Here is a 13,757-nt window from a genome sequence, read left to right on the forward strand (position 1 = left end):
GGGTAACATTGACCATGACGCATATCGCGAAGGTATTGACCATTGCCGGTTCCGACCCCTCCGGTGGCGCGGGGCTGCAGGGCGATCTGAAGACGTTTTCGGCCCTCGGCGTCTACGCCACCAACGTGATCACCGCGGTGATCGCCCAGAACACCCAGGGCGTGGCCCGGGTCGAGCCGGTCTCGCCGGAGATGATTCGCGTGCAGCTTGAGAACCTGCTCGAGGACGTGGCCATCGACGCGGTGAAGATCGGCATGGTCGGCAGTCGCGAGGTCGCCGAGGTGATCAAGGCGGTGCTGGAGAAGCATCGCCCGCGCTGGATCGTGCTCGACCCGGTGATGGTCGCGAAAAGCGGCGATATCCTGGTCGATGACGAAGGCATTCGCGCGGTGCGCGACGTGCTGGTGCCACTGGCCCACGTGATTACCCCGAACCTGCCCGAGGCTGCGGTGCTGCTCGACACCGCCTCGCCCAAAACGCCGGATGAGATGGAGGCGATGCTGCCAGGGCTCACCGCGCTTGGTGCGCCCTTCGTGGTGCTCAAGGGTGGCCACCTGACTGGCGAGACCTGCCCGGATCTTCTGGCCACGCCCACCGAGCACGCCTGGCTTCCCGCCTCGCGCATCGACACCGAGAACCTGCACGGCACCGGCTGTGCGCTCTCCGCAGCGGTTGCCGCGTGTCTGGCAAGACTCCCTCTGGAGGCCGACGCGCACGCCCCGGTAGAGGCGATCCGCGAGGCCAAACAGTGGCTTCACTCAGCCCTCGAGGCCAGCGAGCGGCTGCAGGTCGGTCACGGGCGCGGGCCGGTCCATCACTTTCATCGCTGGTGGTAGCCTGTGAAAGCACTGATTCAGCGGGTGACGCACGCCGCCGTGAGCGTGGACGGCGAGCGTATCGGCGCCATCGACCAGGGGCTTCTGGCGCTGATCGGCGTCGAGCGTGGCGACAGTGAAGCGGATGCGGAGAAAATTCTGCACAAGCTGCTTCATTATCGGGTGTTCAGCGACGCCGAGGGAAAGATGAACGACAACCTGCAACAGGTCGACGGCGGGCTGCTGCTGGTGTCGCAATTCACGCTGGCCGCGGATACCCGCAAGGGGCTGCGGCCGGGCTTCTCCAGTGCCGCCGTCCCGGCAGAGGGCGAGCGGCTGTTTAACTATCTCGTCGAGTGCGCCCGCGCGGCCTGGCCTGCGGTCGAGACCGGCCGCTTCGGCGCCGACATGCAGGTGACGCTCACCAACGACGGGCCGGTCACCTTCATGCTCGAAAGTCGCCAGGTTTAAAAGCCCAGGGTTAAAAGCCCAAGGTGAAAAGCCGCTAGCGCTCGCTTTCGAGGATTTCCGCCTCCATCGCTTCCAGCGCTTCCTCGGCGGCGAGCCACTGCTGCTCGGCGCTGTCCACGCGCTCCTTGCAGCGCGCCTGCTCGGCCAGCGCCTCGGTCAGCTGTGCCTTGCGCGCCGGGTCGGTGTAGAGCGCCGGCTCCGCCAGCGTCTCTTCCACTTTCTCGAGCGCGCTCTGGGCGGCCTCCATGGCTTTTTCGGCCTGGTCACGCGCTTTTTTCTGCGGCCGCAGCTTTTCCCTGAGCGCTGCGGCGGCCTTGCGCGAGGCCTTGCGGTCTACACTTGGCTGCTGCGCCTGGCGCTCGCTCTTTTCGACGCGCTCCTCACGGCGGCTCTCTTCCAGGCGCGTCTTGAGCCAGGCGCGGTAGTCATCCAGATCGCCGTCGAAGGGCTCGACCCGGTGATCCGCCACCCGCCAGAACTCGTCCACCGTGGCACGCAAGAGATGACGGTCGTGGGACACCAGAATCACCGTGCCCTCGAACGCCGACAGCGCCTGGGTCAGTGCCTCGCGCATCTCCAGATCCAGGTGGTTGGTGGGCTCGTCGAGCAGTAACAGGTTCGGCTTTTGCCAGGCCACCAGCGAAAGCGCCAGGCGCGCCTTCTCGCCGCCGGAGAAGTGGGCGACCGTGGCGAAGGCGTCGTCGCCCTTGAAGCCAAAGCCGCCAAGAAAGTTGCGGATCTCCTGGTCGCTGGCGGTGGGGGAGAGGCGCTGCACGTGAACGAAGGGCGTGGCGGTGACGTCGAGCCCCTCGAGCTGGTGCTGGGCGAAGTAGCCGATCGCCAGGTGCTCGCCGGGCACGCGCTTGCCGGCCAGCAGCGAAAGCTCGCCGGTCAGCGTCTTGATCAGCGTCGACTTGCCCGCGCCGTTGGGGCCCAGCAGGCCGATGCGGCTACCGGGCAGTAGCGTCAGGTTGACCTTGTCGAGCTGAACGGTTTCTCCGGCGTCACCGCGATAGCCCAGCCGCGCGTCGTCGAGCACCAGCAGCGGGTGCGAGGTCTTGTCGGCGGCGGGCAGGGTGAAGTGAAAGGGCGAATCGACGTGGGCGATCGCGATCTCTTCCATGCGCTCGAGCATCTTCACCCGGCTCTGCGCCTGGCGCGCCTTGGTCGCCTTGGCCTTGAAGCGAGCGACGAAGCGCTCGATCTCCTCGCGCCTCGCCTGCTGCTTGGCGGCCTGGGCCTGCTGCAGGGCGAGCTTTTCGGCACGGGTGCGCTCGAAGCGCGAATAGTTGCCGCGGTAAAGCTCGACGTTTTGCTGATGCATGTGGACGATGTGATCGCACACCGCATCGAGAAAGTCGCGATCGTGAGAGATCAGAAGCAGCGTGCCCGGGTAGCGGGTCAGCCAGTTTTCGAGCCAGAGCAGCGCGTCGAGGTCCAAGTGGTTGGTCGGCTCGTCGAGTAGCAACAGGTCAGAGGGCATGAACAGCGTGCGCGCCAGGTTCACGCGCATGCGCCAGCCGCCGGAAAAGCTCGACAGCGGCTGGGTCAGATTGGCCTGCAAAAAGCCAAGGCCGACCAGCAGCTGGGCGGCGCGGGACTCGGCAGTGTAGCCGTCGAGTGTCTCGATCAGCCCGTGAAGCTCCGCCTCGCGGTGGGCATCGTCGGCGCGCTGGGCATCGCTCAACTCCTGCTGCGCCTGGCGCAGGGCCTCGTCGCCATCCAGCACGTACTCGATGATCGAACGGTCGAGCGCCTCGACCTCCTGAGCCATGTGGGCCACGCGTTGGCCGCCGCTCATTTCGATATCGCCCTGGTCCGGGCCCAGCTCGCCGAGTAGCAGCTTGAAAAGACTCGACTTGCCGGCGCCGTTGGCGCCGATGATGCCGGCCTTGACGCCATTGTGTAGCGTCAGATCGGCGCCCTCCAGCAGCGTTTGCGTGCCCCGTTGCAGGGCCACCTGGCGCAGTGCGATCATGCTTTCTCCCGAATGAGGCGAACGTGATGAGTGATTCTAACCGATCAAGGCGCCTGCAGCAGACACCGCTTTGGGATTTCGCCTGCGCCTTCTACGCCCTCGACGATGTGACACCTGCCTGCCTGACGCTGCAGGATCAGGCCGGGGTCGATGTCTGCGAGCTTTTGTTTCACGCTTGGCTCTACCGTCATGGGCTCATGGCGACCCCGGCAGCGCTTGCCCACGAGCGGCGCTCGCGCTTGCGCTGGCAGCGCGAGATCACCCAGCCGCTTCGCGCGCTGCGCCAAACGCTCAAGGGCCAGGCTCAACGAAGTGCCTCGATCAAGGCGCTGCGCGACACCATAAAGCACGCCGAGCTTGCCGCCGAGAAAGAAAATCTTGACGCCTGGCAGGCGTTCGCGCTTGCGCCTCAAAGCGATATTTCAACGCTTGAAGAGATCGATAAAGAATCGCGGAACGCGAGCGTTTGGCTGCAGTATCAGCTCTTTTCGAGTGATTTGGCGGCCGATGCCCCTGTTTTTGACAAGCCTTGTATTGAGGTCGAAAACGCCTGGGCGGTGATTGGCACCCGTCTTGACCCGGTCAAGTCAGCGCGCTAGCCTCAAATTAAGCTATTTTTGAATAACGCATGGCGTGTGATCCGACCGTGCCCGCTTCAAACGTAGCGGGTAAGGCATCAACGCTGCGCTAGCCGTTATTTAAAAATGGATTTGTGCGCTTTATGTGACGCGCTTACCACTTCAAGGGGAACTCTGCATGAAAGCTTACAAGGCTTTATCGACGCGTTCGGTTACGTCCAAACTTCTTACCTCGGCAAGCGTTGGCGCGCTGCTGTTCGGCATGAGCGCCGCGGCCCAGGCAGATAACTGGCGTTACGCCCACGAAGAGTACGAAGGCGACGTTCAGGACGTGTTTGCCCAAGCGTTCAAGGGGTACATCGAAGAGAACTCCGATCATACCGTTCAGGTGTATCGCTTTGGCGAGCTGGGCGAGTCCGATGACATCATGGAGCAGACCCAGAACGGCATCCTGCAGTTCGTCAACCAGTCCCCCGGCTTCACCGGCGCCTTGATTCCCGAAGCGCAAATCTTCTTCATTCCTTATCTGCTGCCGACCGACGAAGAGACCGTTCTGACGTTCTTCGATGAAAGTGAGGCGATCAACGAGATGTTCCCCGAGCTCTACGCCGAGCAGGGGCTCGAACTTCTCCAGATGTATCCGGAAGGCGAAATGGTCATCACCACCGACGAGCCGATCAGCTCGCCGGAGGACATGGATAACAAGAAAATCCGTACCATGACCAATCCGCTGCTCTCCGAGACCTACAGCGCGTTTGGCGCAACGCCCACGCCGCTGCCCTGGGGCGAAGTGTACGGCGGCCTGCAGACCGGCATCATCGACGGCCAGGAAAACCCGATCTTCTGGATCGAGTCCGGCGGTCTTTATGAAGTGTCGCCCCACCTGACCTTCACCGGCCACGGCTGGTTCACCACCGCGATGATGGCCAACCAGGACTTCTACGACGGTCTGTCCGAAGAGGACCAGCAGCTGGTTCAGGACGCCACCGACGCCGCCTACGAACAAACCATGGAGCACGTTCAGGGCCTGGCCGAGGCGTCGCTGGAGAAAATTCAGGAGGCGTCCGACGAAGTCACCGTGACGCGTTTGGACGACGAGCAGATTGCAGCGTTTCGCGAGCGTGCCCCGCAGGTCGAGGAAGCCTTCCTCGAAATGACCGGCGAGCGCGGCAGCGAGCTACTCGAGCAGTTCAAGGCCGACCTTGAAAACGTTGAAAACGAGTAAGCGCGTCGTCGTCGGTGGGACGATGATCCTACCGGCCTCGCCGCACGCCTATCTCGAGTAACGCAAGGGGCAGCCACGGCTGCCCTTTTTAGTGCCCTTGGGGATGCGTTTTTTGCATGCACTTTATCCGCGCCTTTTGACCGCAATGCCGCTCGTTTTAGCGAGCGAAGCGCGGCGCTGACAGGAGAATAGCCATGACCGAAGAGGAAGCAGAAGCCAACTACCGCTCGGGGCTGCCCGGCGTTTTGGGGGTGGTCGACACCGCAATTAGCAAAGTCGAATCAGTGATTCTGGCGCTGGGGGTTTTGCTAATGGCGCTGAATACGGTCATCAACGTCGTTGCCCGATTCGTGTTCGGCAACAGCATCATGTTTTCCGGCGAGCTCAACCGGATTCTCATCATCATGATCACCTTTGCAGGGATCGGCTACGCCGCTCGCCACGGTCGACATATCCGCATGTCGGCCATTTACGATGCGCTGCCGGTGGGCGGGCGCCGCGTGCTAATGGTCGTGATTTCGCTGTTCACCTCGCTTGTGATGTTCTTTTTGCTCTACTACTCGGTGATCTACATCCTCGATCTCTACAGCAAGGGGCGGGTGCTGCCGGCGCTCAGCCTGCCGGTGTGGATGATCTATGTGTGGGTGCCGATGGGGTTTTTGATCACCGCCATTCAATACCTGCTGACCGCCATCAAGAACCTGACCAGCCACGATGTCTATCTCTCGACCGGCGTGGTGGATGGGTACAAGGATACGGAAACGGAAGTTTAACCAGGGCCACGCGAGCTTAGGGGAACACGATGACGACGATAATGGTAGTGACCATGATCGCCCTGCTGCTGCTGGGCTTTCCCATGATGATTCCGCTGATCACCGCCGCGGTGATTGGCTTTTACATGATGTTCAACGGCTTTGGCCAGATGGATACGCTGATTCAGCAGATGATGGCGGGTATCCGGCCAGCCTCGTTGATTGCGGTGCCGATGTTCATTCTCGCCGCCGATATCATGACCCGCGGCCAGTCCGCCAACCGCTTGATCGAAATGGTGATGTCCTTCATCGGCCATATCAAGGGCGGGCTTGCGGTCAGCACCGCGGCGTCGTGCACGCTGTTTGGCGCGGTGTCCGGCTCGACCCAGGCAACGGTCGTGGCGGTGGGCTCGCCGCTTCGCCCCAGGATGCTGAAAGCGGGCTACTCGGACTCGTTTACGCTGGCGCTGATCATCAACGCAAGCGATATCGCGTTTTTGATTCCGCCGAGTATCGGCATGATCATTTATGGCGTTATTTCCGGCACGTCGATCGGCGAGCTCTTCATCGCCGGTATCGGGCCAGGACTTTTGATTCTTTTCATGTTTTCGGCGTACTGCATCGTTTATGCCATCGTCAGGGACGTCCCCACCGAGCCGCGCTCGAGCTGGAAGGCCCGGGCGCTTGCGGTGAAGGATGCGCTCTGGCCGCTGGGCTTCCCGGTCATCATCGTCGGCGGTATCTACGGCGGCGTGTTCAGCCCCACGGAAGCGGCGGCGGCCTGCGTGCTTTATGCGGTGCTTCTGGAGTTCGTAGTGTTTCGCTCGCTGAAAATGAGCGATATCTACACCATCGCCAAGTCCACCGGGCTGATCACGGCGGTGGTGTTCATTCTGGTGGCGGTGGGTAACGGCTTCTCCTGGGTCATCTCGTTTGCCCAGATTCCCCAGGCCATTCTCGAGGCGGTGGGCGTCAACGACGCCGGGCCGACCGGCGTTCTGATCGCTATCTGCGTATCGTTTTTCGTCGCCTGCATGTTCGTCGATCCGATCGTCGTGATTCTGGTGCTTACGCCGATTTTCGCGCCGGCGGTAGCCGCGACCGGCCTCGACCCGGTGCTGGTAGGTATTCTGATCACGCTGCAGGTGGCGATCGGTTCGGCGACGCCACCGTTTGGCTGCGATATCTTTACCGCGATCGCGATCTTCAAGCGCCCATACTGGGACGTGATCAAGGGCACGCCGCCATTCATCCTGATTTTGATCCTCGCCGCGGCGCTTTTGATCATGTTCCCGCAGATCGCGCTGTTTCTGCGCGACGTGGCCTTTCGCTAGGTGACCGGGTCATAAAAAGGGGAAAAACCCATGTTTCATCGTATTCTGGTACCGGTGGATGGCTCGAAGGGCGCGGTCAAGGCGCTCGAGAAAGCGGTAAGCCTGCATTTGTTGACCGGCGCGGAGCTCTACATGCTCTGCGTCTTCAAACATCACAGTCTGCTCGAGGCGTCGCTTTCCATGGTGCGCCCGAGCAAGCTCGATATTCCCGACGACGCGCTCAAGGAGTACGCCACGGAAATCGCCGTCTACGCCAAGGCGCTCGCGGTGGAGCTTGGTGCCGACGCCACCCGAGTGCGCGCTTTCGTCAAGGGTGGGCGCCCATCGCGCACCATCGTGCGCTTTGCGCGAAAGCGCGAGTGCGATTTGACCGTGATTGGCGCCCAGGGCACCAACGGCGACAAGAACCTGCTGCTGGGCAGCGTGTCACAGCGCGTTGCCGGGGCATCGCACTGTCCCACCCTGGTGGTGTAATCTTGAACCTGCAGTCTTAAACCTTTGGCCCGCAACGGGGTCTTAGCCAGACAGGCGTCGCGTACGCGTTTGCGACCCAGAATTTTCCAGCCGGCGCACAGCGTCTTGAAGAAGGTTTACATATGAAAGCAATGGTCTCTACAACGTTCAAAACCGCGGCTTTGACCGGGCTTCTTTTGGTGGCGCCGTTCGCCGCCGCCGAGCCGGAAACCGACGAACAGCGCCTGGCCTACAGCCTTGGGGTGACGCTTGGCGAAAGCATGCAGGCGGATATCGAGGATCTCGATATCGATACCTTCACAAGCGGCATGCGCGACGTGTTCGAAGGCAACGAGCTGGCGCTTTCCGAAGAAGAGATGATGGAAACCCTGGTCGCCTTCCAGCAGCGCTCCATGCAGGAGCGTGAAGAGCAGGCGGCGGAAATTGCCGAGATGAACCAGCAGGAAGGCGAGGAGTATCTGGCCGAAAACGCCGAGCGTGGCGATGTCGAAGTCACCGAGTCTGGCCTTCAGTACGAAGTGCTCGAGTCCGGCGACGGCGAATCGCCCGGCCCCGAGGACACCGTCGAGGTGAACTACGAAGGTATGTTGCTCGATGGCACCGTGTTCGATAGCTCCTTCGAGCGCGGCGAGTCGGTCACCTTCCAGGTCAACCAGGTCATCGAAGGTTGGCAGGAGGCACTGCAGATGATGAGCGTCGGCGATAAGTGGATGATCTACATCCCCTCCGAGCTCGCCTACGGCGAAAACGGCCAAGGTCCGATCGGTCCCAACGAAATGCTCACGTTCCGCGTCGAGCTTTTAGGCATCGAGTGATCCCTTCCGCGCCTTGACCGCACTGCGCCGCCCGAGGGCGGCGCTTTTATGGCTGAAGGCTCAGTCAACGCCGCAGGCTAACCCGTGCCCCGCTCGAGCTCGCGATCCAGTGCTGACACCAGCGCCGACGGCGTTGGTGAATAAAGCACTCGCTCAAGAATCACTCCCTCCCGATTGACGAGAAAGAGCCCGGCGGTGTGATCCACGGTATAGGCCATGGTGGAATCAGTCGCCTCCCTTCGCTGCCACACCACGCCGTAGCGCTCGGTGACATCTTCAAGCTCGTCGGGCGTGCCGACCAGGCCAATGAACTCGTCGCCAAAGGCGCTGACGTACTCGCGCAGTCGTGCCAGCGTATCGCGCTCGAGATCCACGGTGATCATCACCGGAACGATACGCTCACGGATCGACTCGTCGAACTGCGCCAGCGCCTGACGCTTCATCGCCAGCGTAATGGGGCAGACATCGGGACAGGACGTGTAGCCAAACGACACCATGGCGATCTGATCCTCGGTCAGGTGCGAAAGCGAGAAGGCGCCGTCGGTGGAGGCCATGGTGATCGGCCCGCCGCGCGGCGCCTCACTGTTTTGCCCAGCGCCTGTCAGTAGTAGCGCCAGCGCGCCAAGCCCGACAAGCGCCAAAAGCAGCGCCGCGATCACACCGCGGCGTCTGAGAAGTGCGTGCATGCTAACTCCGGGTAACCTCGAAATCGAACCAGCTGCCGATTTTGCCGCCAGGCGTGGTCACCACCACCCGCGCCCGCCAGGCCATGACGGCCTGAGTGCAGAGCCCGACCTGTCCCTGGCCGTGGAAGTGGCCCGGCGCGGTGGTGATCAGATCGAAATGGTGGCGCCCCATCGCCATGTCGCGGCCGATGAATTCAACGCTTGCCTGGCGCGCCGGCACGCCCTGGACGATCACCTCGAGCGGCAAAACGTTGAGCGCCTCGATGGGGCCGTCCACGTCCACCGCGAAGCTCAGCACACCGTCATTCAACTGCGCCGAGCAGGCGCTGGTGTGCAGCTCGCACCCAGGGTTGGGCGCGAACCAGGTAATCTCGCTGTCGTCGCGCAGCCAGCTGTTCAAGCCGTACGCCAGGCACGCCATCAGCGCCAAGGCGGTGACCAGCATGAGGACGTTGAGCAGCGGAAAAGCGCGAGAAGGTTCCGACGGGGTTGGCTTGTTCATGGCAGCGTTGGCTTGTTCATGGCAAAAGCGTCACGATACGACCACAGGGCAGAGAAGATACTGCATGGTAGCAGCTAAGCGTTGCCGGCGAGCGGTCAGGATGTCGCACGTCGCTCGCAAATTGAAGGAGTATCGATGAACAGTATTACCGGAGCGCTGGGGCCGCTCTTTCTCTTGATTCTTCTGGGCGGGGTCATCGGCTACCGGCGCTGGCCGAGCCTTGAGTTCTGGGCGCAGATGGAAAAACTCATCTATTTCGTGCTGTTCCCCGCCATGCTGGTGGCAACGCTTGCCACGGCGGACGTAAGCCAGGTACCCGTGGCAAGGCTTGCGGCGGTGCTGCTTGGGGCGATTGGGCTCATGACAGGGCTGCTTTGGGGGCTGCGCTCGTGGATTCGACTGGACGCACCGGCGTTTACGTCCGTGTTTCAGGGCGCGATTCGCTTCAACACCTACGTGGGGGTGGCCGGCGCCGGAGCCCTGCACGGAAGCGCCGGGGTGACCACCGCGGCGGTTGCGGTGGCGGTCATGGTACCGGTGGTCAATATTCTCTGCGTGGCGAGCTTTATCCGCACCGGCACGCTAGGGCAGGCAAGCCTTGGCCAGAGCGCGCTGACGCTTTTGAAGAACCCGCTGATTCTGGCCTGCCTGGCGGGAATCTTTTTAAACATGAGCGGCATTGGCCTGCCCGGCTGGAGTGGCAGCGCCGCCGAGCTATTGGGCCGCGCCGCACTGCCGCTGGGGCTGGTGGCGGTAGGCGTGGCGCTTCGCCCGGCGGCGCTGTGGCGCCTGGACCGCGGCACGTTGACCACCAACGTGGCCAAGCTGTTGCTCATGCCGCTGGTCGTGTTGCTGCTCGCCTGGGTTCTGGGCCTCGACCCCTTGAGTCGCGACGTGGCGCTTTTGTTTGCCGCGCTGCCCACGGCCACCTCGGCCTATATTCTGGCCCGCCAGCTGGGCGGCGACGCGGAGCTGATGGCCGCGATCATCACCGGACAAACGCTTTTAGCCATGCTGACGCTGCCGCTGTGGCTCAAACTGGCTGGCGTGTAAAAATAAATAAAAAGTATTCGCATTTGTGTTGACGGGGTAAATGAGAATTATTATATTGTCCTTGCTGGCGTTTGATGAGACGTCACAACCAGGACAGCGGGACTTTTTCTGTCATGGTTTCTCCCTCTCATTGCTAGTCACGGTCTTTTGCCACTCCTCGGGAGTGGCTTTCTTTTTTTGTGCCCTCCGAAAATTTTACGCTCTTACCGTCCCGAAAGCGGGGACAACGTGTCTAGACTGAGGCGACATTCCGTACGCGAGCCGCCCTCATGGCCCATAAAAAGCCCCACCTTCCGACCAAGACCTGCCCCGTCTGCCAAAAGCCCTTCACCTGGCGCAAGAAGTGGGCACGGGACTGGGACAACGTCGTCTACTGCTCCGAGCGCTGCCGGCGCCAGGGCGTTTAAACCCTTCTCACCTCGATACCCTTATTTTTTAAAGTGGCGCGCTCACTCAAGAGTTATCTATCCATCAAACACTTGCGTGCTCGTGGCGTTTTTAGGGCGCCTTGGGCGGCAGACGGCTACAGCGATATCGTTTGACGGTGTAAAATGATCGTTTTACATTGAGTGTGTGGTTCCATTCAAAGGAGACGCACAATGGATATAATGAGCAAACTCGTTGCCGCCTCGGAAGCGCTGTTCGACCGCCACGGTTTTACCGCCACCGGCATGGATAAGTTGACCAAAAGCGCGGGTATCTCGAGCCGCACGCTCTATAAACACGCGGGCAGCAAGAATGCGTTGATTGCCAGTGTGCTTAGCGAACGTGACAAGCGTTTTGCCCGTCGGCTGGAAGTCGATAGCATCGATGCGCTGTTCAAGGCGCTGGAAGATTGGGCGCGGGTGGAAGGGGTGCGCGGCTGCCTTTTCCTGCGCGCTTATGGAGAGACCGGCGGCGACTCCCCGGAAATCGTCGAGGCCGTGCTGGCTCATAAAGCCCGCGTGGCGGACAAGATCGCCGAGCTGGTCATCGTGGAAACGCGCCAGAGCGACAACGCTGATCTAGTCGAGCAGATCATCGTGCTTTTTGAGGGGGCGACGGCCGCTGCGATCTATCGCGGTGAGCAATCGGTAGTCGCCGCGCGGATGGCGGCCGCTACGCTGCTCGAGCGTCACCGCTTGTGAGCCCCGCACTGACGCTCGGCACATGCGGCTTTGGCCTGATTGCGGTGTGCTACGGCTTTGCGCGCTTTGCTTTCGGGCTTTTTCTTCCGCAAATCGATGCCGAGCTTTCCCTTTCCACGAGCCTCAGCGGATTCATTTCCGGCGGCTCCTTTCTTGGCTACTGTGTCGCCATCGTCGCGTCTGCCTACTTGACCGAGCGGCTGGGGCCTCGGCTTGTGGCTATCGGTGCAGCGCTGGTGGCAGGGATTGGCATGCTAGGAATTGTCATGGCGACGTCGGCCTGGTGGTTAGCCCTGGCGGTGCTGCTGGCGGGCTCGAGTACCGGGCTTGCCTCGCCGCCCATGGCCGCGGCGGTGGACAAAATCGTGGCGCCCAAACGCCAAAGCCTGACAAATACCGTGATCAACGCCGGCACCGGGGCGGGCGTAGTCCTGTCAGGCTCGATGGCACTCTGGATGGAGGATTGGCGTCTGGCCTTCGCGGGATTTGCCGCGACGGCGCTTCTGCTTTCGGTGGCGGTCGCGTTCAGCGTACCCGGTGGCAAGCACAAGGCCGGTGCGAAGGTGGGGAAGGTGTCGCTCAATGCGCTGCTAATCCGCTTGATCATGGCATCGTTTTTGATGGGAGCCGCCAGTACCGCGGTGTGGTCGTTCGGCGGCCAGCTTTTGGCGCTACGCCTCGATTGGGGCCATACCGGCAGCGGACTCTTGTGGATCGCGATCGGCGGTGCGGGAATGGCAGGCGCATTTGCGGGGGCGCTGATCACCCGATTCGGGATCAACCCGATACACCGGATCTTCCTGGCGGCGCTTGCGTTGGGAGTATTCATGGTGGGAATGGTCAACACGACGCCGGCGATGGCGCTCATCGGCGGGCTGCTCTTCGGCATGGCTTATATCATGCTGACCGGCGTCTATCTGGTATGGGGCATTAACGCGCTGCCCGAGCGCCCTGCCACTGGGCTGATGGTCGGTTTTCTGACCATCGCGGTCGGGCAAACGGCGGGCGCGCCGGTGTTCGGGATGATGATGGATCAACTGGGCGCCACCACCGCCGTTGTGGCATTTGCAGGTCTTACGCTGACCGCGGCTTGGGCGCGGGGCTAACGTTCAGGCCGCAGGCCCTAGCCACTCACTTTTGGTTCAAGGCGTTTTTCGGTAAATCAGATCCCACACGCCGTGGCCGAGCTTCTCGCCGCGCGCTTCGAACTTGGTCAGCGGGCGGAAATTGGGGCGTGGCACGAAAGGCGCGGTATCGGCGTTGGCGGTATTGGCATAGCCGGGCGCGGCTTCCATCACCTCGGCCATCCACTCGGCGTAGGCTTCCCAGTCCGTGGCCATGTGGAAAAAGCCGTTCGGCTTAAGCCGGGTGCGGATTAGCTCCACAAACGCGGGTTGAACGATGCGCCGCTTGTGATGCTTCTTCTTCGGCCAGGGGTCGGGGAAGAAGAGCTGCACGGTATTGATCGACCCCGCCGGCAGGCACTCTTCCAGCACGCGCAAAGCATCTTCGCGGTAGACGCGCAGGTTGGTGAGCCCCAGCTTGTCGGCTTCATCGAGCAGCTTGCCCACCCCCGGCGCGTGCACCTCGATACCGATAAAATCGGTGTCCGGGTGAGTTTTGGCCTGTTCGATCAGAGAGTTACCCATGCCAAAACCGATCTCGACCACACAGGGGGCTTTCCGGCCGAACAGCGCATATAGATCCTGTGGGCCGTCTTCCAGCGCGAGGCCAAGGCGCGGCCAGACGTCTTCGAGGCCGCGGGTCTGGGCCGGCGTCATGCGCCCGGCGCGAATCACGTAGCTTTTAATGCCGCGGCGGTGAAGCGGCGCGTCCTGACTTTCGGGCCCGGTGGTGCCAGCGTTATCGGACGGGGTGGCGTTGTTCTCGGTCATGGGGTCTCGGCAAGGGTTCTCGAATAGGGCATCGAACTAGTTCTTGAAAATA

At 61.9% G+C, this 13,757-nt stretch carries 16 protein-coding genes; 12 read left to right on the forward strand and 4 right to left on the reverse strand.

Translation table 11 applies throughout. The features are described from left to right. The first annotated feature begins 14 nt into the window (after positions 1-14). Positions 15-836, forward strand: a complete 822-nt coding sequence (gene thiD, locus RN346_RS00710; RefSeq protein WP_311961826.1) for a bifunctional hydroxymethylpyrimidine kinase/phosphomethylpyrimidine kinase — start codon at positions 15-17, stop codon at positions 834-836. A 3-nt stretch (positions 837-839) separates the two neighbouring features. Beyond that, complete coding sequence (dtd, locus tag RN346_RS00715; RefSeq protein ID WP_311961827.1) at positions 840-1,286, forward strand: D-aminoacyl-tRNA deacylase; 447 nt, start codon at positions 840-842, stop codon at positions 1,284-1,286. 34 nt (positions 1,287-1,320) lie between these two features. Here the strand turns inward: dtd and RN346_RS00720 are convergent, their stop codons facing one another. Continuing rightward, the gene (locus RN346_RS00720) at positions 1,321-3,264 is read right to left on the reverse strand and encodes an ATP-binding cassette domain-containing protein (protein ID WP_311961828.1); all 1,944 of its coding nucleotides are present in this window, start codon (positions 3,262-3,264) and stop codon (positions 1,321-1,323) included. A gap of 26 nt (positions 3,265-3,290) precedes the next feature. Here RN346_RS00720 and RN346_RS00725 point away from each other — a divergent pair, with 26 nt between their 5' ends. The 6 genes from RN346_RS00725 to RN346_RS00750 all read left to right on the forward strand — a co-directional run bounded on the left by RN346_RS00725 (position 3,291) and on the right by RN346_RS00750 (position 8,442). Then, positions 3,291-3,863, forward strand: a complete 573-nt coding sequence (locus tag RN346_RS00725) for a TIGR02444 family protein (RefSeq protein ID WP_263585522.1) — start codon at positions 3,291-3,293, stop codon at positions 3,861-3,863. A gap of 157 nt (positions 3,864-4,020) precedes the next feature. Beyond that, positions 4,021-5,067 (forward strand): TRAP transporter substrate-binding protein DctP, encoded by a 1,047-nt coding sequence (gene dctP / locus RN346_RS00730; protein WP_263585521.1) that lies wholly within the window; start codon positions 4,021-4,023, stop codon positions 5,065-5,067. Between the two features lie 194 nt (positions 5,068-5,261). Further along, on the forward strand, positions 5,262-5,840 hold the full coding sequence (locus tag RN346_RS00735; protein ID WP_263585520.1) for a TRAP transporter small permease: 579 nt from the start codon (positions 5,262-5,264) through the stop codon (positions 5,838-5,840). Between the two features lie 29 nt (positions 5,841-5,869). Further along, positions 5,870-7,153 carry a TRAP transporter large permease gene (locus tag RN346_RS00740; protein ID WP_311959350.1) on the forward strand — a complete coding sequence of 428 codons (1,284 nt, stop codon included), beginning with the start codon at positions 5,870-5,872 and terminating at the stop codon, positions 7,151-7,153. Positions 7,154-7,183: 30 nt separating this feature from the next. Continuing rightward, positions 7,184-7,627, forward strand: a complete 444-nt coding sequence (locus tag RN346_RS00745; protein ID WP_263585518.1) for a universal stress protein — start codon at positions 7,184-7,186, stop codon at positions 7,625-7,627. 122 nt (positions 7,628-7,749) lie between these two features. After that, complete coding sequence (locus tag RN346_RS00750; protein ID WP_311961829.1) at positions 7,750-8,442, forward strand: FKBP-type peptidyl-prolyl cis-trans isomerase; 693 nt, start codon at positions 7,750-7,752, stop codon at positions 8,440-8,442. Positions 8,443-8,519: 77 nt separating this feature from the next. Here RN346_RS00750 and RN346_RS00755 read toward each other — a convergent pair whose 3' ends face one another. Together RN346_RS00755 and RN346_RS00760 are read right to left on the reverse strand one after the other, a co-directional pair. Continuing rightward, positions 8,520-9,128, reverse strand: coding sequence for an SCO family protein (locus RN346_RS00755; RefSeq protein WP_311961830.1), 609 nt, complete (start codon positions 9,126-9,128; stop codon positions 8,520-8,522). Between the two features lies 1 nt (position 9,129). Then, positions 9,130-9,630 (reverse strand): hypothetical protein, encoded by a 501-nt coding sequence (locus tag RN346_RS00760; protein ID WP_311961831.1) that lies wholly within the window; start codon positions 9,628-9,630, stop codon positions 9,130-9,132. 135 nt (positions 9,631-9,765) lie between these two features. Between RN346_RS00760 and RN346_RS00765 the strand changes: the two genes are divergently transcribed. The 4 genes from RN346_RS00765 to RN346_RS00780 all read left to right on the forward strand — a co-directional run bounded on the left by RN346_RS00765 (position 9,766) and on the right by RN346_RS00780 (position 12,916). Then, entirely contained in the window at positions 9,766-10,683 is a 918-nt protein-coding gene (locus RN346_RS00765; RefSeq protein ID WP_311961832.1) for an AEC family transporter, read from the forward strand. Positions 10,684-10,952: 269 nt separating this feature from the next. Beyond that, positions 10,953-11,090 carry a DUF2256 domain-containing protein gene (locus RN346_RS00770; protein ID WP_311961833.1) on the forward strand — a complete coding sequence of 46 codons (138 nt, stop codon included), beginning with the start codon at positions 10,953-10,955 and terminating at the stop codon, positions 11,088-11,090. Positions 11,091-11,282: 192 nt separating this feature from the next. After that, positions 11,283-11,810: a helix-turn-helix domain-containing protein gene (locus RN346_RS00775; protein ID WP_311961834.1), complete on the forward strand. Its 528-nt coding sequence runs from the start codon at positions 11,283-11,285 to the stop codon at positions 11,808-11,810. Then, positions 11,807-12,916: an MFS transporter gene (locus RN346_RS00780; protein WP_311961835.1), complete on the forward strand. Its 1,110-nt coding sequence runs from the start codon at positions 11,807-11,809 to the stop codon at positions 12,914-12,916. Before RN346_RS00775 ends, RN346_RS00780 begins: the two co-directional genes overlap by 4 nt. A gap of 36 nt (positions 12,917-12,952) precedes the next feature. Here RN346_RS00780 and trmB read toward each other — a convergent pair whose 3' ends face one another. After that, complete coding sequence (trmB, locus tag RN346_RS00785) at positions 12,953-13,705, reverse strand: tRNA (guanosine(46)-N7)-methyltransferase TrmB (RefSeq protein ID WP_311959369.1); 753 nt, start codon at positions 13,703-13,705, stop codon at positions 12,953-12,955. Between the last annotated feature and the right edge of the window lie 52 nt (positions 13,706-13,757).

It is taken from the genome of Halomonas sp. PAMB 3232 (genome assembly GCF_031954225.1).
GTDB lineage: Bacteria > Pseudomonadota > Gammaproteobacteria > Pseudomonadales > Halomonadaceae > Vreelandella.

Excerpts from the sequence above, each read along its gene's own strand:
- RN346_RS00755 (WP_311961830.1), bottom strand. The coding sequence starts at position 9,128 with ATGCACGCACTTCTCAGACGCCGCGGTGTGATCGCGGCGCTGCTTTTG.
- RN346_RS00725 (WP_263585522.1), top strand. The coding sequence starts at position 3,291 with ATGAGTGATTCTAACCGATCAAGGCGCCTGCAGCAGACACCGCTTTGG.
- RN346_RS00770 (WP_311961833.1), top strand. The coding sequence starts at position 10,953 with ATGGCCCATAAAAAGCCCCACCTTCCGACCAAGACCTGCCCCGTCTGC.
- RN346_RS00740 (WP_311959350.1), top strand. The coding sequence starts at position 5,870 with ATGACGACGATAATGGTAGTGACCATGATCGCCCTGCTGCTGCTGGGC.
- dctP (WP_263585521.1), top strand. The coding sequence starts at position 4,021 with ATGAAAGCTTACAAGGCTTTATCGACGCGTTCGGTTACGTCCAAACTT.
- RN346_RS00720 (WP_311961828.1), bottom strand. The coding sequence starts at position 3,264 with ATGATCGCACTGCGCCAGGTGGCCCTGCAACGGGGCACGCAAACGCTG.
- RN346_RS00760 (WP_311961831.1), bottom strand. The coding sequence starts at position 9,630 with ATGAACAAGCCAACCCCGTCGGAACCTTCTCGCGCTTTTCCGCTGCTC.
- RN346_RS00750 (WP_311961829.1), top strand. The coding sequence starts at position 7,750 with ATGAAAGCAATGGTCTCTACAACGTTCAAAACCGCGGCTTTGACCGGG.
- thiD (WP_311961826.1), top strand. The coding sequence starts at position 15 with ATGACGCATATCGCGAAGGTATTGACCATTGCCGGTTCCGACCCCTCC.
- trmB (WP_311959369.1), bottom strand. The coding sequence starts at position 13,705 with ATGACCGAGAACAACGCCACCCCGTCCGATAACGCTGGCACCACCGGG.
- RN346_RS00765 (WP_311961832.1), top strand. The coding sequence starts at position 9,766 with ATGAACAGTATTACCGGAGCGCTGGGGCCGCTCTTTCTCTTGATTCTT.
- RN346_RS00775 (WP_311961834.1), top strand. The coding sequence starts at position 11,283 with ATGGATATAATGAGCAAACTCGTTGCCGCCTCGGAAGCGCTGTTCGAC.
- RN346_RS00735 (WP_263585520.1), top strand. The coding sequence starts at position 5,262 with ATGACCGAAGAGGAAGCAGAAGCCAACTACCGCTCGGGGCTGCCCGGC.
- RN346_RS00745 (WP_263585518.1), top strand. The coding sequence starts at position 7,184 with ATGTTTCATCGTATTCTGGTACCGGTGGATGGCTCGAAGGGCGCGGTC.